The sequence below is a fragment of the Xenorhabdus bovienii SS-2004 genome (assembly GCF_000027225.1).
Lineage (GTDB): Bacteria > Pseudomonadota > Gammaproteobacteria > Enterobacterales > Enterobacteriaceae > Xenorhabdus > Xenorhabdus bovienii_C.
In genome coordinates this window covers 3,486,641-3,507,937 of record NC_013892.1, presented here as the reverse complement: position 1 = coordinate 3,507,937, position 21,297 = coordinate 3,486,641, and the positions used below count along the sequence as shown (strand labels likewise).

The following is a 21,297-nucleotide window of genomic DNA, read 5'->3' as shown; positions in this document are numbered from 1 at the left end:
CAACGCTTAACGACTTTATCGATATATGAAATCTGTAAATAAAGTTAGGCATTTTAGTTATGAGATATTGCAAACCTTTCTTTAAAATCTCCTCCTTATCTGGGATAACCTTATGATTAATCCATGTATAGATTTCAAAATCATGGATATTGGCTATAGCAAAGGGCACGGGATCATGACCACAAAACCACCTTCAACTGCATTACTACCGGTTTCTCCTGAACAATTATCACGTCTGCAATCTGCAATCGGTGATTTTTCTCCACATCAACTGGCGTGGTTATCGGGCTATTTCTGGGGAATGGTAAATCAAAAGCCACAAACTGAAGTCGTTACACCAGCTGCCCCTATATCGGAAACTGTCACACTGATCTCTGCCTCACAAACAGGAAATGCCCGTCGTTTAGCCGAGCAACTCAGAGACTCGTTGTTGGCGGAAAAGCTAAATGTGAACTTGGTTAATGCGGGCGATTATAAATTCAAGCAAATCGCACAAGAACGGGTATTGATTATTATTGCTTCGACACAAGGTGAAGGTGAACCTGCCGAAGAAGCGGTAGCACTGTATAAGTATTTGAATTCCAAAAAAGCGCCATCAATGAAAGAGACGGCTTATGCCGTATTTGGTCTGGGGGATACCTCTTATGAAAACTTCTGTCAGGCTGGTAAAGACTTTGACCATCGCCTGAATGAACTGGGCGCACAACGATTACTGGAGCGTATTGATGTCGATGTGGAATATCAAGAACAGGCAGCACAGTGGCGTCAACAAATAACGGAAGTTTTAAAGCAGCGCCTGCCAGCCCAGACACAAGCCGGCATCACTGTCAATCAAGCGGGTTCGGTCAGTGAAATCATTTCCAGCCCTTATACCAAAGACGCGCCACTGACCGCTTCGCTCCTGACCAACCAAAAAATAACGGGGCGCGGTTCAGACAAAGATGTTCGCCATATTGAAATTGATCTGGGGGATTCCGGCCTGCATTATCAGCCCGGAGATGCGCTGGGTGTCTGGTTCGAAAATGATCCGGCACTGGTGGATGAATTGATTGAATTGCTTTGGCTGACCGGATCTGAGCAGGTTAATGTACATGGGAAATCACTGCCACTGCGTCAGGCGCTGATTAGCCATGTTGAGCTGACCCAGAATACGGGATTAATTGTTGAGAAATATGCGGTATTGGCGAAAGATCAAAAACTTTTCGCTTTAATTGCTGACAAACAGGCATTACAACAGTACGCACAAAAAACGCCTATTGTGGATATGGTCAGGCAAGCGGCCTTACATCCAGAAGCCCAGCAGTTTATCGACTTACTACGCCCCTTGACGCCGCGTCTCTATTCCATCTCCTCCTCACAGACTGAAGTTAAAAATGAAGTACATGTTACGGTTGGCGTGGTTCGCTATGAGATAGAAGGGCGTGCCCGTACGGGGGGCGCATCGGGCTATCTGGCCGATCGATTGCAGGAAGACGACAACATCCGTATTTTTATCGAACATAACGATAACTTTCGCTTACCTGCCGATCCACAGACATCTGTCATTATGATTGGGCCGGGTACGGGAGTTGCACCGTTTCGGGCATTTTTGCAACAGCGTGACAATCAGGGGTCTGAAGGCAAAAACTGGTTGTTCTTTGGTAATCCACATTTCGTTGAAGATTTTCTCTATCAGGTTGAATTCCAGCGCTATGCCAAAGATGGCTTGCTGACCCGCATTGACTTGGCATGGTCACGGGATCAACAACATAAAATCTATGTACAGGACAAACTGCGTGAGCAGGGAAAAGAAATCTGGCGCTGGGTTCAGGATGGTGCACATTTGTACGTCTGTGGTGATGCCAATCGTATGGCAAAAGATGTGGAGCAGGCATTGCTGGATATCATTTCACAACAGGGTGGCATGGATGCTGAACAGGCTGATGAATTCTTGAGTGAATTGCGCCTTGAGCGCCGTTATCAAAGGGATGTTTACTAATATGAGCAATGAAAAACAAGGTCCTTTGAAGGTTGAAGGTAAACTCGCTGACAGTGAACGCATGAAATTAAATAGCGACTATTTGCGGGGTACAATCAGCGAAGATTTAAAAAATGGGCTGACAGGCGGGTTTGAGGGGGATAACTTTCTCCTGATCCGTTTCCACGGCATGTATCAACAGGATGACCGTGACATCAGAGCAGAGCGGACGGAACAAAAACTTGAACCCCGTCACGCTATGATGCTGCGTTGTCGCTTGCCAGGAGGCATTATCACACCCAGTCAATGGCTGGGTATTGATCAGTTTGCGACAGAAGATACCTTATACGGCAGCATCCGGTTGACCAACCGACAAACGTTCCAGTTTCATGGCATTTTGAAAAGCAACCTAAAACCTGCCCATCAGTTGCTGGCAAAAATGGGGCTGGATTCATTGGCAACGGCCAATGACGTCAACCGTAACGTACTTTGCACATCAAATCCGGTGCAATCGGCTTTGCACCAGCAGGCTTATGAATGGGCGAAAAAGATATCGGAACACTTATTGCCACGCACGAGCGCTTATGCCGAAATCTGGCTGGATAAAGAAAAAGTAGCGACTACCGATGAAGAGCCTATTCTTGGGTCAACTTATCTGCCTAGAAAATTCAAAACATCCGTGGTGATTCCGCCACAAAATGATGTCGATCTCCATGCTAATGACCTGAACTTTATCGCTATTGCAGAGAATGACCAGTTGATCGGCTTTAACGTGCTGGTGGGTGGCGGATTAGCGATGACCCACGGTGATAAGAAGACTTTTCCTCGACTGGCGAGTGAGTTTGGTTTTATTCCACTGAAACACACATTGGCGATTGCAGAAGCCGTGGTGACGACACAGCGTGATTGGGGCAACCGAACAGAACGAAAAAATGCCAAGACCAAATATACCCTTGAACGAGTTGGTGTCGACACCTTCAGACAGGAAGTAGAAAAACGGGCAGGAGTGCACTTTGAGGCTATTCGTCCGTATGAATTTACGGGTCGCGGGGATCAAATTGGCTGGTTGAAAGGCATAGATGATCAATGGCACCTGACTTTGTTTATTGAGAATGGCCGCTTGCTGGATTATCCCGGTAAACCGCTAAAAACGGGGATCGCAGAAATTGCGAAAATCCACAAAGGTGATTTCCGTCTGACGGCCAATCAAAACCTGATTGTGGCGGGAGTGCCAGAAAGCGAAAAAGCACGCATTGAAGAAATCGCCCGCACACACGGCTTAATAGATAATAGCGTGACATTCCTGCGTCATCATTCCATGGCGTGCGTTTCATTTCCAACTTGCCCATTGGCGATGGCGGAAGCCGAACGTTTCTTGCCGACATTTGTCGATTATGTTGATGCATTAATGGAAAAACACGGTGTTTCTGACGAACATATCGTCCTGCGTGTTACGGGCTGCGCGAATGGATGCGGCAGGGCGATGCTGGCAGAAATAGGGTTGGTAGGTAAAGCTCAGGATCGCTATAACCTTCACCTCGGTGGAAACCGGATTGGCAGCCGAATTCCCCGCATGTACAGGGAGAATATCACTTCAGCGGAGATTCTGGTGATACTGGATGAATTGATTGGTCGCTGGTCAGCGGAACGCAATGTCCATGAATGCTTTGGGGATTTCTTGGTTCGTGCCGACATTATCAAACCTGTCTTGAATTCAGCCCTTGATTTTTATGACTGGCAGGAGGCGTTATGAGCCAGCTTCATTTAGCAGAATTGCTGGCATTGAATCATGATCAGCGTGCCGAAGCATTAGCTGACATCAATCAACAACTGGAATTACTGGATGCCCGCCAGCGTGTTAGCTGGGCATTGGAACATCTATCTGGCGAATTCGTGCTTTCTTCAAGTTTTGGCATTCAGGCTGCGGTCTGCCTGCATCTGGTGACACAAGAATATCCTGATATTCCCGTTATCCTCACGGATACCGGTTATTTGTTCCCCGAAACTTACCAATTTATCGATAAGCTGACTGACGAACTGAAACTGAACTTGACGGTTTTCCGGGCAGAACTTTCTCCTGCCTGGCAGGAAGCGCGTTATGGCAAATTGTGGGAACAGGGAGTGGAAGGCATTGAGCGCTATAACCAGATCAACAAAGTTGAGCCGATGAACCAAGCATTGAAATCACTGCATGCACAAAGCTGGTTTGCAGGGTTACGCCGCCAGCAATCGGAAAGTCGCGCTAATTTACCTGTGCTGGCCGTTCAGCGCGATGTTTTCAAAATTCTGCCTATTGTTGATTGGGATAATCGTCGAGTGCATCAATATTTGGCGCAGCAGGGTCTTGAATACCATCCGCTATGGGAGCAGGGCTACCTCTCTGTGGGGGATACCCATACAACTCAAAAGTGGCAGCCGGGCATGAGCGAAGAGCAAACCCGCTTTTTTGGCTTAAAACGTGAGTGTGGTTTGCACGAAAGCTAAGCCAATATGACGGATGATGTCAGGGATTTCTATTGGGGCGTGCTGCTTAAAAAAGAGGTGCGGCGGCCTGCCCTTACCCTGAATATTCCGAATAGTTAACTTTTTAACAGACTAAAAAATTCAGCTTATGCGATTCAGGAACTAATAATTCCTTTTTGTCATTTCATAACCGGATCTCAGCCTCATATATTCATTCTTTCATCATCATAATAATAAAAAATTATGAGAGGACTCTAACACTGGATGGCATGTCACCGTGGACTATTTACCCTTATTTGTTGAGTTAAAATCCCGACCTGTATTGCTGGTTGGAGGTGGAGAGGTAGCTGCTCGTAAGGCAAGCCTGCTGCTACGTGCGGGTGCGTCGCTAACAATAGTCGCCCCTGAATTGCATTCTGAGCTGCAACAACGCTATCAAAAAGCGGAATTTGAATGGAGGCAGGGTGGATTTCGAACAGAATATCTTGATGGCGTATTTTTGGTTATTGCGGCAACAGATGACCACGATTTGAACCAGCATATTTTTGCTGAGGCCAATGCTCGCGCTATTTTGGTCAATGTAGTGGATGATCAACCGCTTTGCTCGGCTATTTTCCCCTCAATTATCGATCGTTCTCCGATTATGGTGGCGATTTCATCCGCAGGAAAATCCCCGGTATTGGCAAAATTGCTGCGAGAAAAACTGGAATCCCTACTGCCCTTTCATCTTGGCATCATGGCAGAGATTGCAGGGCGCTGGCGTGAGCGCGTGAAACAGCGTCTGACTTCCATACGCCAGCGGCGTCACTTTTGGGAAAAAGCCTTGAATGGGCGTTTTGCCACATTGGTAGCTAATGGACAACTACAGCAGGCAGAAGCACAACTCGATGAACAATTGATCGATGAACAACGAGCCAACGAACAACTCGCGCCAGCCGGCAAACAGGGCGAATTGGCTTTAGTAGGAGCAGGGCCGGGCGATCCGGGATTGCTGACCTTAAAAGGTTTACAAGTGATTCAGCAGGCTGATGTTGTGCTTTATGACCATCTGGTCAGTGCAGATATTTTGGAATTGGTACGCCGCGATGCAGATCAAATCTGTGTTGGCAAAAGGGCAGGGAATCACTCAGTAGCTCAGGAAGAGACTAATGCATTAATTATTAAACTAGCGCGTCAGGGTAAAAAAGTAGTTCGTCTGAAAGGGGGCGATCCATTCATTTTCGGTCGTGGTGGAGAAGAATTGCAGGTTGCTGCTGAAGCGGGTATTCCCTTTCAGGTAGTACCCGGTATTACCGCAGCGGTAGGCGCTTCTGCTTATGCCGGTATTCCACTGACACACAGAGAGCACTCCCAAAGTGTCACCTTTATTACAGGACACTGCCGTGAAAATGGCGATGAACTGGATTGGCCTGCATTAGCGCGGGGTAATCAAACATTGGCAATTTACATGGGTATCATAAAAGCTGCCCTGATCAGCCAAAAATTGATTTCACACGGACGAGATGCCAATACCCCAGTAGCCGTGATCGGCTGCGGAACTCGTCCAGAACAGCAGGTACTGACCGGAACCCTATCCGAACTGGATCGGTTGGCACAAAAAGCACCATCGCCTGCACTTCTGGTGGTGGGAGAGGTGGCTCAACTCCACCACCAGATAGCATGGTTCGGGCAACAGTCTGTTGATCAAAAACAATCTGTTGCTCAAATAAATCGCCCTGCTGTTGTTGATCTCGTATAAGGAGCTGTCAATGGACGAAAAAAAACTGACACACTTGCAGCAACTCGAAGCTGAAAGCATTCATATTATTCGCGAAGTGGCTGCCGAATTTGCTAATCCCGTAATGCTTTATTCCATTGGTAAAGATTCCTCGGTGATGCTGCATCTCGCCCGCAAGGCGTTCTATCCGGGAAAATTGCCTTTTTCCTTACTGCACGTTGATACAGGATGGAAATTCCGTGAAATGTATGACTTCCGTGATCATACAGCGGAAAAATACGGTTTTGAATTACTGGTTTACCGTAACCCACAAGGTGAAGCACTGGGTATTAACCCCTTTATCCATGGCAGTGCAAAACACACCGACATCATGAAAACGGAAGGGCTGAAACAGGCTCTGGATAAATACCGATTTGATGCAGCATTTGGTGGGGCAAGGCGTGATGAAGAAAAATCCCGGGCCAAAGAGCGCATCTACTCATTCCGTGATCGTTCCCATCGTTGGGATCCCAAAAACCAGCGTCCAGAACTCTGGCGTAACTATAACGGTCAGATCAACAAAGGGGAAAGCATCCGTGTATTCCCGTTATCCAACTGGACTGAATTGGATATCTGGCAATACATCTATCTGGAGCAGATAGACATTGTCCCTCTTTACTTCGCCAAACACCGTCCGGTCATTCAGCGTGATGGTGCATTGATTATGGTTGACGACGCTCGTATTGATCTGAAATCAGGTGAAGTCATCAGCCAAAGAAAAGTTCGCTTCAGAACACTGGGCTGCTGGCCACTGACTGGCGCTGTGGAATCAGAAGCCGAAACGCTGCCGGAAATCATAGAAGAAATGTTGATATCGACCACCAGTGAGCGGCAGGGACGGCTTATCGACAGTGATCAGTCCGGCTCGATGGAGTTGAAAAAACGTCAGGGTTATTTTTGAGGAGGCCAGATATGCCCGCACTTGCACACAATGAAACCATCGCCAGCCAGATCAAACAGCAGGGTGGGGTGGAAGCCTACCTGCGGATACAGCAGGAAAAGGGACTACTGCGTTTTTTGACCTGCGGTAGCGTAGATGATGGTAAAAGCACATTAATTGGCCGCCTGTTGCACGATACCCGCCAAATTTATGAAGATCAGCTTGCGACATTACAAAACGACAGCAAACGGCTGGGAACACAAGGTGAGAAACTGGATCTGGCGTTGTTGGTGGATGGTCTTGCCGCCGAGCGGGAACAAGGTATCACTATTGACGTGGCATACCGTTATTTCTCCACGGAAAAACGCAAATTCATCATCGCGGATACACCGGGGCATGAGCAGTATACCCGTAATATGGCAACGGGAGCTTCAACCAGTGATCTTTCCATTTTACTGATCGATGCGCGGAAAGGCGTACAGGAGCAGACACGCCGACACAGTTTTATCAGTACTCTGTTGGGTATTCGTCACTTGGTGGTAGCGGTGAATAAAATGGATCTGGTGGATTATCGACAGGATATTTATGAACAGATCAAACAGGATTATTGGAATTTCGCCGGCCAATTACCGACTGACCTGCACGTTTATTTCGTACCTATCTCGGCACTGGAGGGGGACAATATCGTCAGTCGTAGCGAAAAAATGGCATGGCATACAGGGGAAACGTTACTGGATACTCTTGAAAGCGTTGATGTAAAGAAAAAAGCAACAGAGCAGCCCCTGCGTTTTCCAGTGCAATATGTCAATCGCCCTGATCTCGATTTTCGCGGGTACAGTGGCACACTGTCATCGGGTATTTTACGTCAAGGCCAGCAAATCAAAGTCATGCCTTCAGGTGTGATTTCCACCGTAGAACGGATTGTAACTTTTGACGGAGATCTGCCATTTGCCGTACCTGGTGAGGCGATTACCGTCGTGCTGAAAGATGAAATTGATATCAGCCGTGGTGACCTGCTGATTGCCGTTGAAGATCACATGACCGTAGCACGTCATGCATTGGTGGATGTCGTATGGATGTCTGAGCAGCCGCTGATTCAGGGGCAAAGTTTAGATATCAAGGTTGCGGGCAAGAAAAGCCGTGGGAAAGTCGATAATGTTCAATATCAGGTAGATATCACAAATCTGACGCAAAAAGTGGCGGTTGAATTGCCATTGAATGCCATTGGGCTGGTGGAATTCTCATTTGATGAGCCACTACTGATCGATAGTTATCCGCAAAACGCCGATACCGGCGGCATCATCCTGATTGATCGTCTGACCAATGTGACTGTCGGTGCGGGTCTGGTACGTGAAATTCAAACTGAAGTTTACGAAGAGCCGAAGGAGTACAGCGAATTTGAACTGGAATTCAATCGATTGGTTCGTCGTCATTTTCCACACTGGGGTGCGCGTGATTTACTGGGAGGTAAATAAGTGTCTCAGATCAAGGAACACTCGTTTTCTAATGTCGTTTGGCATTCACATACGTTGGACAGAAAGCAAAGGGAAGTGGTGAATGGCCATCCTGCTTTAGTCATCTGGTTCACTGGGTTGTCTGGCTCAGGGAAATCCACACTTGCAGGCGCACTGGAACAAGCCCTGTTTTCGCGGGGGATCAAAACCTATTTATTGGATGGAGATAATCTGCGTCATGGCTTGTGCAGCGATTTGGGATTTTCTGAAACTGAACGACGAGAGAATATCCGGCGTATCGGAGAAGTCTCAAAATTGATGGTTGATGCTGGGCTAGTAGTCTTAACGGCGTTTATTTCTCCCCATAGAGCTGAACGGCAAAAACTACGTGAATTGATGGGAGCCGATCGATTTATTGAAGTCTTTGTGGATACGCCGCTGGCGATATGTGAAGCCCGTGATCCGAAAGGCTTGTATAAAAAAGCGCGGGCGGGGGAGCTGCTTAACTTCACGGGAATTGATTCAGCTTACGAGACGCCAGAACAGCCCGACATCTATTTGGATGGCTCACTACCTGTTGAATCATCGATAGAAAAATTGCTTGCTGCGCTGCATAACCACAACTTTTTGCCTATTTGAACACCATACCCATTGAGCCGTTAAGAAACACATTATTGCGCGTGGAATAATGTGTTTCTACACTCATCTCATCCAGTACTTTTCCATCACATCTTGTGATCATGTTTTGTGATAGTGGCGTCATTCCCTCAGTTGTGGGATGATTAGCGGGTTTTTCAGGGGGAGGAGATGGGCAAACTAACGCTACTATTATTGGTTTTACTCGGCTGGTTACAGTACTCGCTGTGGTTCGGCAAAAATGGTATTCACGATTATGTGTGGGTTAAAGATGAGGTTGTCAGGCGGAATAGCGCTGATATTACCCTTAGGGCGCGCAACAACCAGCTATTTGCTGAAATTAAAGATCTGAAAAAAGGTCAAGAAGCGATTGAAGAACGTGCTCGTAATGAATTGGGTATGATTAAGCCGGGAGAATCTTTTTACCGTCTGGTGCCTGATACCTCTAAACACAATGCGCAACAATCTTTGAAAGAAAATAGTAAACAATAACCAAAATGAATAACCCAATATTTCATTCTCCTGCTGATACTTCTCTTGCTGATATTGTCGCATTGATCCCTGCTGCGGGGATCGGTAGCCGGATGAAATCAGATTGCCCAAAACAATACCTCCCTCTTGCTGGTAAAACTATTATTGAACACACATTGGCAGCATTACTTGAACATCCCCGCATACAGCGAGTCATTGTTGCGCTGAACTCTGCTGATAATCAGTTCGGGCGGCTTGCGATTGCCTCTGACCCACGAATAACTACAGTGGTAGGAGGAGCGGAGAGAGCTGATTCGGTACTGGCAGGGCTGGATTATCTGGCGAGCCTTTCGACAGACAGCTCTGCTTGGGTTTTGGTGCATGATGCTGCCCGTCCTTGCTTACATCGTGACGATCTCGATAATCTGCTACAGCTCATCAATAGAAGTGCACCGTCTCCGGCTGTCTGTGGTGGGCTTCTGGCTGCTCCTGTCAGGGACACCATGAAGCGTATGGTGATGGCATCCGAGGAGGAGCCATCCACCATTGATCATACCGTTGATCGCCGAGGCCTCTGGCATGCTCTGACCCCGCAGTTATTTCCCTTACAGTTATTACGTGACTGCCTGACAAAAGCGCTTGCAGAACAAGCGTGTATCACGGACGAATCTTCGGCACTGGAATATTGTGGTTATCACCCGGTGCTGGTACATGGGCGGGCAGACAATATAAAAGTCACTCAACCCGAAGATCTGGCATTGGCGGAGTTTTACCTATCCCGAAAATCAAAGGAACATATCGTATGAGAATTGGACACGGTTTTGATGTGCATAAATTTGGCGGAGAAGGGCCTCTGGTCATCGGTGGTGTTCGCATTCCTTATGAACAAGGGCTGATAGCCCATTCCGACGGTGATGTGGCCCTGCATGCGGCTACGGATGCTTTATTAGGTGCGGCAGCACTGGGAGATATCGGAAAATTGTTTCCAGATACCGATCCGGCCTTTAAAGGTGCGGATAGCCGTGAACTGCTGAAGGAAGCCTATCGCCATATCCGTAAAAAAGGCTATCGGATTGGTAATCTTGACATCACCATTATTGCTCAGGCGCCGAAAATGCTGCCGCATATTCCTCAGATGCGGGTCAATCTGGCAGAAGATCTTGAATGCCATATGGATGATATTAACGTTAAGGCAACAACGACTGAAAAACTGGGATTTGTTGGCCGTAAAGAAGGTATTGCCTGCGAAGCCGTGGCTTTGCTGGTGAAGGAATAAGCATGACATTAAGTGAATTACACTGGCTCTATGGGCAGCCAGAAGCGACTGGCGTAGTTAAAGCCTCACCCGAAGATTTTATTGTTCGTGAAGATTTAGGATTTTCTCCTGATGGAGAAGGCGAACATTTAATGGTACATATCCGTAAGACAGGATGTAACACCCAGTTTGTTGCTGATCACCTTGCTCGTTTTGCCAAAATACCGGCGCGCTCTGTCAGTTACGCGGGATTAAAAGACCGTAACGCAGTCACAGAGCAGTGGTTTTGCGTGCATCTGCCAGGAAAACAAGATCCGGATTTAACTGCGTTCCAGTTGGAGGGATGTGAAGTTTTGACCGCTTCTCGCCAAAAACGCAAACTACGGATTGGCACCTTGAAGGGTAATGACTTCACTCTTGTATTGAGGCAAATTTCTGACAGGCAATCTGTGGAAAAACGCTTGCAGCAGATTGCACAGGCAGGTGTGCCGAATTATTTTGGTGAACAGCGTTTTGGGCGGGATGGGCAAAATCTTGTTCAGGCACAGCGCTGGGCGGATAACGAAATCCAGGTCAAGGAACGCAGCCGCCGCAGTTTTTACCTGTCTGCCAGCCGCAGTGCCATGTTTAATACTATTGCCAGTCTGCGGATCGCTCAGGATACGCACCAGCAGGTATTGAACGGGGATGCCTTACAGCTAACGGGACGCGGTAGCTGGTTTGTTGCAGATGAACTTGAACTGCCTGTATTACAGCAACGAATCATGGATGGTGAATTGCAGATAACAGCACCTTTGCCAGGCGATAAAACGCTGGGTACTCAGCATCAGGCATTGGATTTCGAACAGCACTGCCTGTTAGATTACGCATCGCTATGGTCATTGGTCAAACGTGAACGCGTGGAAAGTGTGCGTAGAGCAATCTTGGTGCAACCACTCAATCTGAACTGGGAATGGTTGGATGAGCGAACCGTCACCCTCCATTTCTCACTGCCATCAGGCAGTTTTGCAACCAGTGTCGTCAGAGAACTTATCAATCAGGATCAAAATAATGCTGCGGATATTGCTGAGTAATCTGCACTAGCACCTCATGCAATCTCACTACATCTCAGATATTACTATAATATCAATATAGCTGAGGTTTGTTAGTCTCACTGTATCTCACCTCATGTTTTGGTTGTGTATTTAATATGTTGAACTTGGCGACTCCAGTATTATCTACTACCAAGATCATAAGGTGATTTTAGTGTTATAAGCAGCAATTGGCTCAACACAATAAAACTCACAATACACATATTGAATACATGACCGGGCACTTTAAGACTGCCGCTAAAACACAAAGATGATCACACTTTTGTAATAAATCACCCACTCTCACCGAAAAGTACCAGCTAACCTTCTGAAAGTCTCTTCAAGTGCAACCACTTAGTCGCTTCAATCAAGCAATGGAAGTAAACATAAAATTAACACCACACCCCCATATGGATAACAAATCAAAACGGGGAATTTTTGACTTGTGAGGTAGCCATGAGATTAGAAGATTTGCGTGCCGATCATAAACGCCCGTTTACCAGCAAAGAGTACCTGAAATCGCTTCAGGATGGCCGGGAAATTTATATTTACGGCGAACGCGTCAAAGACGTCACGACACATCCCGCTTTCCGTAATGCCGCAGCCTCGATAGGTCAATTGTATGATGTCCTGCATGAGCCGGAAACCCACGATATACTCTGCTGGGATACCGATACCGGCAATGGCGGCTATACCCACAAGTTCTTCCGCTTTGCAACCAGCCCGGATGAAATGCGCCAGCAGCGGGATGCCATTGCAGAATGGTCACGCCAAAGCTACGGCTGGATGGGACGGACTCCTGACTATAAAGCGGCATTCTGTTGTGCATTAGGTGCTTATCCTGAATTTTACGGGCAGTTCGCGGATAACGCTCGCACATGGTATAAACGCATTCAGGAAAGTGGTATCTATTTCAACCATGCCATTGTCAATCCACCGATTGATCGACATAAGCCAGCCGATCAGGTTAAAGATGTTTTTATCCAGATAGAAAAAGAAACCGATGCCGGGATTATTGTCAGTGGTGCCAAAGTCGTCGCAACCAATTCGGCGCTCACTCACTATAATTTTATTGGTTTTGGTTCTGCACAAGTTATCGGTGATAATCCTGATTTCGCCTTGATGTTCGTCGCACCCATGGATGCCGATGGCGTGAAATTGATCTCGCGCGCTTCTTACGAATTGGTTGCCGGCGCCATGGGTTCACCTTTCGATTACCCCCTTTCCAGTCGGTTTGATGAAAATGACGCCATTCTGGTCATGGATAAGGTGTTAATTCCGTGGGAAAACGTGTTAATTTATCGCGATTTTGATCGCGCCCGCAATTGGGCTGTCCAAGGCGGTTTTGCCCGTCTGTTCCCCATGCAGGCCTGTGTACGCTTGGCTGTCAAACTGGACTTCATTACGGGATTGCTGCAAAAGAGCCTTGAATGTACTGGTGTGGTAGATTTCCGGGGGGTTCAGGCCGATTTGGGGGAAGTCGTGGCATGGCGTAATTTGTTCTGGTCACTGACGGATGCGATGTGGGCAGAAGCCAAACCGTGGGAAGGCGGCGCTTATCTGCCGGATACTCAGGCGATTCAGACTTATCGTGTCATGGCACCGATGGCTTATAGCAAAATCAAGAATATCATTGAGAGCAATGTCACCAGCGGCTTGATTTATCTGCCATCCAGTGTACGCGATATGAATAATCCTGAAATCAATAAGTATCTTGAGAAATATGTACGCGGTTCTAACGGTATTGACCATGTAGAGCGAATTAAGATTTTGAAATTAATGTGGGATGCCATTGGCAGCGAATTCGGCGGGCGTCATGAATTGTATGAAATCAATTATGCCGGCAGTCAAGATGAGATTCGCCTACAGTGCCTGCGTCATGCCTATGGCTCCGGTAATATGAAGAAAATGACGGAATTGGTGGATCGCTGTCTTTCAGACTATGACTTGAATGGCTGGACAAAACCCCATTTACACAATAACCGTGATATTAACCTGTTAGATAAGCTGCTGAAATAAATCAGCAGCAGGAGGTCTATTATGTCTGTAGAAAATGAACATCGCCTGCGTTTTCGGAATGCGATGGCGAGCCTTTCCGCTGCGGTAAATATCATCACCACGGATGGCCCTGCGGGGCAATGCGGTATAACTGCAACGGCGGTATGCTCTGTGACAGATACGCCTCCGACTCTGATGGTATGCATCAATCGCAATAGCGCTATGAATCCGATATTTCAGGAAAATGGGCGCCTGTGTGTCAATATTCTGAATCATGAACAAGAATTGATTGCTCGTCATTTTGCCGGAATGACGGGCGTCAGCATGGAAGAGCGCTTTGGCTGGAATATCTGGAAAACAGGCGCTCTGGGACAACCGATGCTGAAAGAAACACTAGCCAATCTGGAAGGAAGTATTGAACAAGTACAGGAAATCGGCACGCATTATGTCTATCTGGTGGAAGTCAAACAGATCGCGGTCAAGGAAGAAGGCCACGGGCTGATTTATTTTAAACGTGATTTTCATCATGTGATGGATAAAGCCTTAGCGACTGCCGTTTAAGATAATACGCTATCAAATGGTGTCCTTTACGCAGCATTGAAACGAGCTCTATCCCCGCTAAAATCGTTTGAGTCCGGCGAAACGATTTAAAACCTAACATCGGCCGTGTCCGACGTTTGATATTGCGGTGATCTTGCTCCACTCAGTTGTTCAGGTATTGTCTCTGTCGGACAGGGATGGTTTCTTCTTTGGCTCTATCGGCGTTGAGCGTCGCCTTTGCCGGGCCGTGGCTGTTTGATATGCGTCAGGCTCAGGCATGGGAAGACAAATTCCTGCGGCTGGAAAGCGCTGCACCGGCTGTTTCCTGGCTGTATACCACACAGTCACTGGATAAACTGACCCGTCATCTCGAATCCTACTTGAATATCCAGTTAAAGACGGGGGAAACAGCGTTGTTGCGTTTTTACGATCCCCGCGTTCTGAATCAAATTCCACACCTTTTTACGCCGGAACAGTTGACTCATTTCACTCAGGATATTGAAGAATGGCAATATCAGCTTAATAACACCGCCTATATTGTAAAAGGAATTGCATCATGAAGGAAAAAAAACAGTCTCACCTCAGTCTTATCAGACTGGAAAAACGATATCGCCAAAAAAATTGAAAAAGAAAAAAGTAAAATCCCTCACCCATTATTTTTTAATTAAATTTTCCCACAAAGAAAAAAATATTAATTGCTAACAATAAGAATAATTAGCTCATATGATAATGGCTATTTTTACCAGCCTATAAATTTTATTAATAGAGAAAATGAATGGCATAATAGTCATAGAGATATTATGACCTGCCGCGATTACCTAGAAGGTAAGATTGATTCATATAAATAATAAATTGGAAACTATAGTCGCTGAACTGAAAATGACATAAACAATATATTTCACCAGCGACTATAGCCTTAGTCATTATGATTGGAGATACCATAAATATGGCCATAGAATTTAATGAAGAGCAATGTAATAAACTAAAAATAATGCGTTCAATGCTTATATTGATGAATTGGTAGCGTATTGTAATGAATCCTATCCCTACCTTGAAATAAAATTGGGTAAGGAGGGATTAAGCACCGCACTGACAAACGCCGTAGAAAAAGCAAAAAACGACGGTTTTGATCAACGCGGTCCCGTTCAGTTCTATATTGATATGTATATTTTATTTGGGACAGAGTTTCAAACTGATCCACAATATGCATGGGTAAAGGAACTTCTTGATAATCACACCCATCTTGGGTCGTGACATCAATTTATTGAATCATGTATAGTCTGTCTATTTGGAAAACATTCAAATGGCAAAGATTGATGTAACTTGCCCCTCTTGTTCCGCAGTGAAAGGGATCCATCGCAATGGGCGCTCGCGTTCTGGTCACCAACGTTATCTTTGCCAATCCTGCCGTCACTCCTGGCAACAGGAGTTCACTTATGCCGCTTGTCGTCTCGGTACCCATAAGCAAATCGTCGATATGGCTATGAATGGAATGGGATGTCGGGCGACAGCACGAGTGATGGGGATTGGCCTGAATACCGTACTTCGGCATTTAAAAAACTCAAACCCAAATCGGTAACAGAAGCGATTAAACCTGGCACTGAAGTGATTGTCTGCTGCGAAATGGATGAACAATGGTCTTACGTAAAGTCAAAGAAGCCGCCTCGTTGGCTCTTTTATGCCGACGACAGGATAAGGCGAAAAGTGATCGCCCATGTTTTTGGTCCAAGAACAAAAAAGACATTAATGCGCCTATTAGCTTTACTGGCACCTTTCAACATTATTATTTACATGACAGATAGCTGGAAAAGTTACGAAAAAGCACTCGCAGGGAAACGCCATGTGGCCAGCAAGCGTTATACCCAACGCATAGAGAGGCATAACCTGAATCTTCGTCAACATTTGGCAAGACTGACTCGCAAAACATTGTCTTTTTCAAAATCCATAGAAATGCATGACAGAATTATAGGATATTATCTGAACATTCATCACTATCAATAAAATAGAGTCATGACCCATTTCTGGGTCATGTATTAAATGGTTAGTTGCTGTGATATGCTTCCGGCTTTTTAAGGATGAAGTATGGCCAAAGTTGATGTCTATTGCCGTTATTGCCACAAATCAGGACAGGTCAAAGGACATGGGAAAGGAAATGGCGGACATCCTCGTTATCGCTGTTATAGCTGCTGTAAGGTCTTTCAGTTGGCGTATACCTATCAGGCCTGCAAACCCGGCGTTAAAGAACAGATTGTCGATATCGCGATGAATAACGGGGGAATTCGTGACACCGCTCGGATCCTGAAAGTCGCCACCGCCACCGTCATGAAAACATTAAAAACCTCAGACCCCGAAACGTAACGACACTTCCCCTTGCGGAATGTGGCATCCAGATTGTCTGTGAAATCGACGAGCAATGGTCGTTTGTCGGCAATAAGAAAAACCAACGCTGGCTTTGGTATGCTTGGGAACCCCGCCTGAAGCGAATAGTGGCTCATGTTTTTGGCGATCGCAGTCGAAAAACGTTAGACAAGCTGCTTACCCTCTTATCTTCCTTTACTATTCGGTTTTACTGCACGGATGACTATGTTGTTTATGACCCACTTCCCGAGGAAGAGCACTTGACTGGAAAGGCGTTTACTCAGCGTATAGAGAGAACGAATTTAACGCATCGTACCCGAATCAAAAGGCTGAATAGAAAAACCATTGGGTATTCAAAATCGGAAGAAATGCACGATAAAGTGATAGGAACCTTTATTGAACGTGAACATTATTTTTAATACCTAATCTAATCATTTAATACATGACCCATTTCTGGAGTAACAACCCATAAGTCTTTTCGTTTATTTAAAAAACCATATTCCATAGCTTCATTTTTATTAATCCAAAACCACCCGTCATCATCATTTATCTTTATCAAGCCTGCAGGCTTTAAAGCCACAGGCATTGCTGATATAAAGCATAAATACATAAATACATAAATACATAAATACATAAAAAATAAAAACAGAAATGGAATTGAGATTGATATTATTTTTATTTTAAGCGTATCAATGTCAAAGTTTATTTTCATTTTAGAGATAATTTTAAAATCCAATTCATATCTTCTTATCCAGCCTTCAAAATTTTCCTTCTGTCTTATTGATGTTGCGTTTGTATTGTAGTAAAAATTAAACTTTTCCACTTCCATTATTTCATTTATTAGATCGTCATCAGATGTTTTTTTGTTTTTTACTGCAAATAACCATAGCTTATTTAATATTGAAAATCCTGATTTAGATTTAAACATTATATATAAAAAATAACAATGAAAATAACAAAAGTGATTATTAGAAAAATAGCATTTCCTAAAGGGGATAATAATGACTAACTTATTGATTCAAATGATTGTTTCATATTTTATACACTCACTTGTTCTATCATATTAAATGAATAAAAAAGAGTTATTAATAAATTTACTACCACGATTAAACATGTGACTAATGTTAAATTAAAACATGAAAGAAAATCAAATGAATTAAATAATATGCATACAGCAAGTGGTAAAAAACAGATTGCCAGCCAGAAAAAGTCTTTAGCTTAATAAAATGATAACCGTTTTGGGTTATGCAGAAACTGGGTTCTGTCGCATTAAGCGGTCATCAGGTAAGCTCCCCTGTTTTTGAGCGAGTCCAGAGCGATGTTCCTTATCCGAAAAGCGTTCAAACGCCTGCACTATCCTGTTGATATTATCGCCCAGTGTGTCCGCTAGTATCTGGCCTACGCCCTGAGCCTGCGCAATCTAGAGGAAATGATGTCTGAACGGGGAATTGCGGTTGATCACGCTGCGCTCTCTCGGTGGGTTCATCGCTTGGTTCCGTTGATCGTGAAACGTTATCGGCGAAGCAAGCCTGACGTTGGACGTCGGTGGCGCATGGATGAAACGTATATCAAAATCAAAGGGCAATGGCGTTATAGCTAAATCATATTAATATGACATAATATCTAACTCTAAGATAACAAGGCATAAAATGAGATGGGCTACAGCTTAGATTTTCGAAAGCGAGTACTGGCATACAAAGACAAGCATTCGTTGACTTTCGAACAAACGAGTGCCCATTTTGAGATCTCCATGCGTACCTTGTTCCGGTGGTGCAATAAAATAGAACCTTGCATGACCCGCGATAAACCCGCCACGAAAATCCCTGATGAGGTACTCATTGCGGATGTCCAAAATTTTCCTGATGACTATCAATGGGAAAGAGCAAAACGCTTAAGTGTTTCACAATCGGCTATTCATTACGCCTTGAAACGGCTTCGGATCACCCAGAAAAAAAACGCTCCAACACCCTCGCGCTGCTCCTCAAGCTCGTCAGGCATTTATCGAGCGCATCAGCGATGATGAACAGACTGGCAGACCCATTGTTTACTTGGATGAAAGTGGTTTTGCTCAATCGATGCCACGTAAACAGGGCAAGGGTTACGCTGTTTTGGTACGCATGACTGGCACGCAAAAGGCCGTCTCAACGTCATTGGCGCCATTCTCGAAAATACCTTCGTCACCTTAAGCTTATTTACCGGGAATATTAATGCCGATGTTTTTTATGCGTGGATGGACGCAAGATTTGCTGCCAAAGCTTCCACACGGAGCAGTGATAGTGATGGATAATGCGCCTTTCCATAAACGGAATGACACGACACAAGCGATAGCAGACAGCAGATGTCAACTGGAATGGCTTCCCGCTTATAGTCCGGATTTAAACCCTATAGAACACAAATGGGGCGGAGCAAAAGCGATAAGGAGGCAAAAAGATGTTCAGTTGATGAGTTGTTTACGGAGCATATTGAATAGGTCAGGTTATGTTGATTCTGCTATATCTTAATAATCTGCTTGAACAGGATCACCGCAACGTCAAACGGCGGACACGTCCTATGCTGGGATTTAAAAACTTCAGATGAGCCCAGACCGTGTTGGCAGGGATTGAATTAGTCTGTATGTTGCGCAAAGGGCAATACCGACAAAATGGTGAACAGGGGCAAGGGTGTCCGATTTCACTCGCGGCATTTTTCTATCAATTAGCTGAGTAAAAATCAATCACCTTATCTTCACTCGTACTTTCTTTGTTAATGCGATAGAACCCATTAGATTCTTTCCTTTATATAGGCAAGCATCCTCTGTTAAGATCAATCGATTTCTTAACAGCCAAACATTGTCTGATTATTGGTCACTCCAATCAAATAGGACAACATGCAGGACAATATATAGTACCCACTTATGCCACTCTTAATAAAATCAATGAGATATGCTAATGCTGCGGATATTGCTGAGTAACGATGATGGTGTTACCGCACCGGGTATTCAAACCTTAGCGGCCAGATTGCGGGAACACTATCATGTTCAGGTGGTCGCACCTGATCGTAACCGCAGCGGAGCATCGAATGCGTTAACGCTGGATCGTCCCTTGCGTATCAATACGATGAATAATGGTGATATTGCCGTTCAGGAAGGTACGCCGACGGATTGTGTCTATCTGGGCGTTAATCGCCTGGTTCTTCCTCGCCCGGATATTGTGGTTTCAGGAATCAACTGTGGTCCCAACCTTGGTGATGATGTGATTTATTCCGGCACAGTGGCGGCCGCGATGGAAGGACGCCATTTAGGATTACCGGCGCTGGCGGTATCACTCAATGGTGACAGACATTATGAAACAGCCGCAGAAGTTACGATGCGCCTATTAAACCTGTTGCAAAAATCTCCCTTAAGGGCCGGCAATATTCTGAACATCAATGTGCCTGACGTCCCTATTGAGCAGATCAAAGGTTTTCGGGTAACACGATGCGGCAGTCGATGTGCTGCTAAAGAAGTTTACGCTTTGGAAGATCCCAAAGGTAACATGCTTTACTGGATAGGGCCTCCTGGCGAGAAACATGACGCAGGGCCAGAAACAGACTTTGCAGCGATAGAAGACGGGTTTGTCTCCATTACTCCTTTACAGGTGGACTTAACCGCTTATAAGGCACAGGAGTTAATCAACGATTGGTTGGTAAAAGTCGGAGATATGGGAGAATGCTGAGTCGGTCAATGAAAAATTTGCTGACCCAATTACGCCAGCAAGGAATACAGGACGAGCACTTGCTGGAAATTATCGCCAGAGTTCCTCGGGAATGTTTTGTTGATGAAGCTTTGGCGCATAAAGTTTATGAAAATACGGCATTGCCTATTGGACATGGACAGACCATATCCCAACCTTACATTGTTGCTCGCATGACAAAACTGTTGAGCTTAACTCCTGAAGCCAATGTGCTGGAGATTGGAACGGGATCTGGTTACCAGACGGCGATACTCGCCCATCTGGCCAGACACGTTTTCTCCGTGGAGCGTATTAAAGGTTTGCAGTGGCAGGCTAAACGCAGGTTGAAGCAGCTTGATTTACACAACATATCAACCCGCCACGGTGATGGTTGGAATGGGTGGCCGTCAAAAGGGCCATTTGATGCCATTATTGTCACGGCAGCGCCGCCCGAAATTCCACAGGCACTATTGTATCAACTTGCAGATAACGGAGTGATGGTTCTGCCTGTGGGGGAGCGCTCTCAGTCGCTTAAAGTGGTGCATCGCTATGGCAGTGATTTTCACAGCGAAGTGATCGAACCTGTCCGTTTTGTTCCCCTAATTCAAGGCGAACTAGCATAATCTGCTAATTTATTTTGTCATTATTTTTAAATTGGCTGTCATTTTTGCTGAAGTTAAGCAAAATATTTTGCTTTAAATCTTTTGTAATTCGAAATTTCTTTATAAATCATTATGCTTAAAACTTATATTTGCCTTTACGGGGGAATA

Annotated in this window: 21 protein-coding genes and 3 pseudogenes; 22 read left to right on the top strand and 2 right to left on the bottom strand. The window is 45.4% G+C overall.

Annotated elements, in window-relative coordinates:
* The first annotated feature begins 175 nt into the window (after positions 1–175).
* From cysJ to hpaC, 13 genes are all read left to right on the top strand, one after another.
* Complete coding sequence (cysJ, locus tag XBJ1_RS15430) at positions 176–1,978, top strand: NADPH-dependent assimilatory sulfite reductase flavoprotein subunit (RefSeq protein ID WP_038199293.1); 1,803 nt, start codon at positions 176–178, stop codon at positions 1,976–1,978.
* A 1-nt stretch (position 1,979) separates the two neighbouring features.
* Positions 1,980–3,710: an assimilatory sulfite reductase (NADPH) hemoprotein subunit gene (gene cysI / locus XBJ1_RS15425; RefSeq protein WP_012989943.1), complete on the top strand. Its 1,731-nt coding sequence runs from the start codon at positions 1,980–1,982 to the stop codon at positions 3,708–3,710.
* Entirely contained in the window at positions 3,707–4,441 is a 735-nt protein-coding gene (locus tag XBJ1_RS15420; protein ID WP_012989942.1) for a phosphoadenylyl-sulfate reductase, read from the top strand. Before cysI ends, XBJ1_RS15420 begins: the two co-directional genes overlap by 4 nt.
* Positions 4,442–4,697: 256 nt before the next feature.
* On the top strand, positions 4,698–6,158 hold the full coding sequence (gene cysG, locus XBJ1_RS15415; protein WP_012989941.1) for a siroheme synthase CysG: 1,461 nt from the start codon (positions 4,698–4,700) through the stop codon (positions 6,156–6,158).
* 10 nt (positions 6,159–6,168) lie between these two features.
* Positions 6,169–7,077, top strand: coding sequence for a sulfate adenylyltransferase subunit CysD (gene cysD / locus XBJ1_RS15410; RefSeq protein WP_012989940.1), 909 nt, complete (start codon positions 6,169–6,171; stop codon positions 7,075–7,077).
* An 11-nt stretch (positions 7,078–7,088) separates the two neighbouring features.
* Positions 7,089–8,531 (top strand): sulfate adenylyltransferase subunit CysN, encoded by a 1,443-nt coding sequence (gene cysN, locus XBJ1_RS15405; protein WP_012989939.1) that lies wholly within the window; start codon positions 7,089–7,091, stop codon positions 8,529–8,531.
* On the top strand, positions 8,532–9,149 hold the full coding sequence (cysC, locus tag XBJ1_RS15400; protein ID WP_012989938.1) for an adenylyl-sulfate kinase: 618 nt from the start codon (positions 8,532–8,534) through the stop codon (positions 9,147–9,149).
* Between the two features lie 168 nt (positions 9,150–9,317).
* Positions 9,318–9,638 (top strand): cell division protein FtsB, encoded by a 321-nt coding sequence (gene ftsB / locus XBJ1_RS15395; RefSeq protein WP_012989936.1) that lies wholly within the window; start codon positions 9,318–9,320, stop codon positions 9,636–9,638.
* A 5-nt stretch (positions 9,639–9,643) separates the two neighbouring features.
* Positions 9,644–10,423, top strand: coding sequence for a 2-C-methyl-D-erythritol 4-phosphate cytidylyltransferase (gene ispD / locus XBJ1_RS15390; RefSeq protein ID WP_012989935.1), 780 nt, complete (start codon positions 9,644–9,646; stop codon positions 10,421–10,423).
* Positions 10,420–10,893: a 2-C-methyl-D-erythritol 2,4-cyclodiphosphate synthase gene (gene ispF, locus XBJ1_RS15385; RefSeq protein WP_012989934.1), complete on the top strand. Its 474-nt coding sequence runs from the start codon at positions 10,420–10,422 to the stop codon at positions 10,891–10,893. The genes ispD and ispF overlap by 4 nt, the downstream gene beginning before the upstream one ends.
* 2 nt (positions 10,894–10,895) lie before the next feature.
* On the top strand, positions 10,896–11,945 hold the full coding sequence (gene truD, locus XBJ1_RS15380) for a tRNA pseudouridine(13) synthase TruD (protein WP_012989933.1): 1,050 nt from the start codon (positions 10,896–10,898) through the stop codon (positions 11,943–11,945).
* Positions 11,946–12,398: 453 nt separating this feature from the next.
* On the top strand, positions 12,399–13,961 hold the full coding sequence (hpaB, locus tag XBJ1_RS15375; protein WP_012989932.1) for a 4-hydroxyphenylacetate 3-monooxygenase, oxygenase component: 1,563 nt from the start codon (positions 12,399–12,401) through the stop codon (positions 13,959–13,961).
* A 21-nt stretch (positions 13,962–13,982) separates the two neighbouring features.
* Complete coding sequence (gene hpaC, locus XBJ1_RS15370) at positions 13,983–14,501, top strand: 4-hydroxyphenylacetate 3-monooxygenase, reductase component (RefSeq protein ID WP_012989931.1); 519 nt, start codon at positions 13,983–13,985, stop codon at positions 14,499–14,501.
* Here the strand turns inward: hpaC and XBJ1_RS21590 are convergent.
* Positions 14,449–14,688: pseudogene (locus XBJ1_RS21590) on the bottom strand (DDE-type integrase/transposase/recombinase); the annotation flags it as partial. The gene hpaC and the pseudogene XBJ1_RS21590 sit on opposite strands and share 53 nt — an antisense overlap.
* Here XBJ1_RS21590 and XBJ1_RS15365 point away from each other — a divergent pair.
* The 3 genes from XBJ1_RS15365 (at position 14,678) to XBJ1_RS20985 (ending at position 17,257) form a co-directional block, all read left to right on the top strand.
* Complete coding sequence (locus tag XBJ1_RS15365) at positions 14,678–15,040, top strand: DUF4123 domain-containing protein (protein WP_049778831.1); 363 nt, start codon at positions 14,678–14,680, stop codon at positions 15,038–15,040. The pseudogene XBJ1_RS21590 and the gene XBJ1_RS15365 sit on opposite strands and share 11 nt — an antisense overlap.
* 743 nt (positions 15,041–15,783) lie before the next feature.
* Positions 15,784–16,481, top strand: a protein-coding gene (locus XBJ1_RS15355; RefSeq protein WP_232503287.1) for an IS1 family transposase whose coding sequence is annotated in 2 segments (ribosomal slippage) — positions 15,784–16,033 and positions 16,033–16,481 — 699 coding nt in all. Because the reading frame shifts where the segments join, the coding sequence is not laid out codon by codon here.
* 81 nt (positions 16,482–16,562) lie between these two features.
* Positions 16,563–17,257, top strand: a protein-coding gene (locus XBJ1_RS20985; RefSeq protein WP_143827693.1) for an IS1 family transposase whose coding sequence is annotated in 2 segments (ribosomal slippage) — positions 16,563–16,818 and positions 16,818–17,257 — 696 coding nt in all. Because the reading frame shifts where the segments join, the coding sequence is not laid out codon by codon here.
* Between the two features lie 8 nt (positions 17,258–17,265).
* Here the strand turns inward: XBJ1_RS20985 and XBJ1_RS15345 are convergent.
* Entirely contained in the window at positions 17,266–17,835 is a 570-nt protein-coding gene (locus tag XBJ1_RS15345) for a DUF6216 family protein (protein ID WP_268987542.1), read from the bottom strand.
* 321 nt (positions 17,836–18,156) lie between these two features.
* On the opposite strand from XBJ1_RS15345, the pseudogene XBJ1_RS20980 reads away from it, so the two are divergent.
* The 6 genes and pseudogenes from XBJ1_RS20980 to XBJ1_RS15325 all read left to right on the top strand — a co-directional run.
* A pseudogene (locus tag XBJ1_RS20980) lies at positions 18,157–18,432 on the top strand (IS6 family transposase); the annotation flags it as partial.
* A 60-nt stretch (positions 18,433–18,492) separates the two neighbouring features.
* Positions 18,493–18,858, top strand: a complete 366-nt coding sequence (locus XBJ1_RS20160; protein ID WP_012989922.1) for an IS630 transposase-related protein — start codon at positions 18,493–18,495, stop codon at positions 18,856–18,858.
* Between the two features lie 187 nt (positions 18,859–19,045).
* A complete protein-coding gene (locus XBJ1_RS22200) occupies positions 19,046–19,339 on the top strand; it encodes a transposase (RefSeq protein WP_198408067.1) in 294 nt (97 codons plus the stop codon).
* A pseudogene (locus XBJ1_RS23050) lies at positions 19,332–19,544 on the top strand (DDE-type integrase/transposase/recombinase); the annotation flags it as partial. The gene XBJ1_RS22200 and the pseudogene XBJ1_RS23050, both read left to right, overlap by 8 nt.
* Before the next feature lie 221 nt (positions 19,545–19,765).
* Positions 19,766–20,530, top strand: coding sequence for a 5'/3'-nucleotidase SurE (gene surE, locus XBJ1_RS15330; RefSeq protein ID WP_012989918.1), 765 nt, complete (start codon positions 19,766–19,768; stop codon positions 20,528–20,530).
* Positions 20,524–21,150, top strand: a complete 627-nt coding sequence (locus XBJ1_RS15325) for a protein-L-isoaspartate(D-aspartate) O-methyltransferase (RefSeq protein ID WP_012989917.1) — start codon at positions 20,524–20,526, stop codon at positions 21,148–21,150. Before surE ends, XBJ1_RS15325 begins: the two co-directional genes overlap by 7 nt.
* Positions 21,151–21,297: the final 147 nt, after the last annotated feature.

Excerpts from the sequence above, each read along its gene's own strand:
- ftsB (WP_012989936.1), top strand. The coding sequence starts at position 9,318 with ATGGGCAAACTAACGCTACTATTATTGGTTTTACTCGGCTGGTTACAG.
- XBJ1_RS15420 (WP_012989942.1), top strand. The coding sequence starts at position 3,707 with ATGAGCCAGCTTCATTTAGCAGAATTGCTGGCATTGAATCATGATCAG.
- hpaC (WP_012989931.1), top strand. The coding sequence starts at position 13,983 with ATGTCTGTAGAAAATGAACATCGCCTGCGTTTTCGGAATGCGATGGCG.
- XBJ1_RS22200 (WP_198408067.1), top strand. The coding sequence starts at position 19,046 with ATGCCGATGTTTTTTATGCGTGGATGGACGCAAGATTTGCTGCCAAAG.
- XBJ1_RS15365 (WP_049778831.1), top strand. The coding sequence starts at position 14,678 with ATGGTTTCTTCTTTGGCTCTATCGGCGTTGAGCGTCGCCTTTGCCGGG.
- XBJ1_RS15325 (WP_012989917.1), top strand. The coding sequence starts at position 20,524 with ATGCTGAGTCGGTCAATGAAAAATTTGCTGACCCAATTACGCCAGCAA.
- ispD (WP_012989935.1), top strand. The coding sequence starts at position 9,644 with ATGAATAACCCAATATTTCATTCTCCTGCTGATACTTCTCTTGCTGAT.
- cysD (WP_012989940.1), top strand. The coding sequence starts at position 6,169 with ATGGACGAAAAAAAACTGACACACTTGCAGCAACTCGAAGCTGAAAGC.
- cysN (WP_012989939.1), top strand. The coding sequence starts at position 7,089 with ATGCCCGCACTTGCACACAATGAAACCATCGCCAGCCAGATCAAACAG.
- surE (WP_012989918.1), top strand. The coding sequence starts at position 19,766 with ATGCTGCGGATATTGCTGAGTAACGATGATGGTGTTACCGCACCGGGT.
- ispF (WP_012989934.1), top strand. The coding sequence starts at position 10,420 with ATGAGAATTGGACACGGTTTTGATGTGCATAAATTTGGCGGAGAAGGG.
- truD (WP_012989933.1), top strand. The coding sequence starts at position 10,896 with ATGACATTAAGTGAATTACACTGGCTCTATGGGCAGCCAGAAGCGACT.
- hpaB (WP_012989932.1), top strand. The coding sequence starts at position 12,399 with ATGAGATTAGAAGATTTGCGTGCCGATCATAAACGCCCGTTTACCAGC.
- cysJ (WP_038199293.1), top strand. The coding sequence starts at position 176 with ATGACCACAAAACCACCTTCAACTGCATTACTACCGGTTTCTCCTGAA.
- XBJ1_RS20160 (WP_012989922.1), top strand. The coding sequence starts at position 18,493 with ATGGGCTACAGCTTAGATTTTCGAAAGCGAGTACTGGCATACAAAGAC.
- cysI (WP_012989943.1), top strand. The coding sequence starts at position 1,980 with ATGAGCAATGAAAAACAAGGTCCTTTGAAGGTTGAAGGTAAACTCGCT.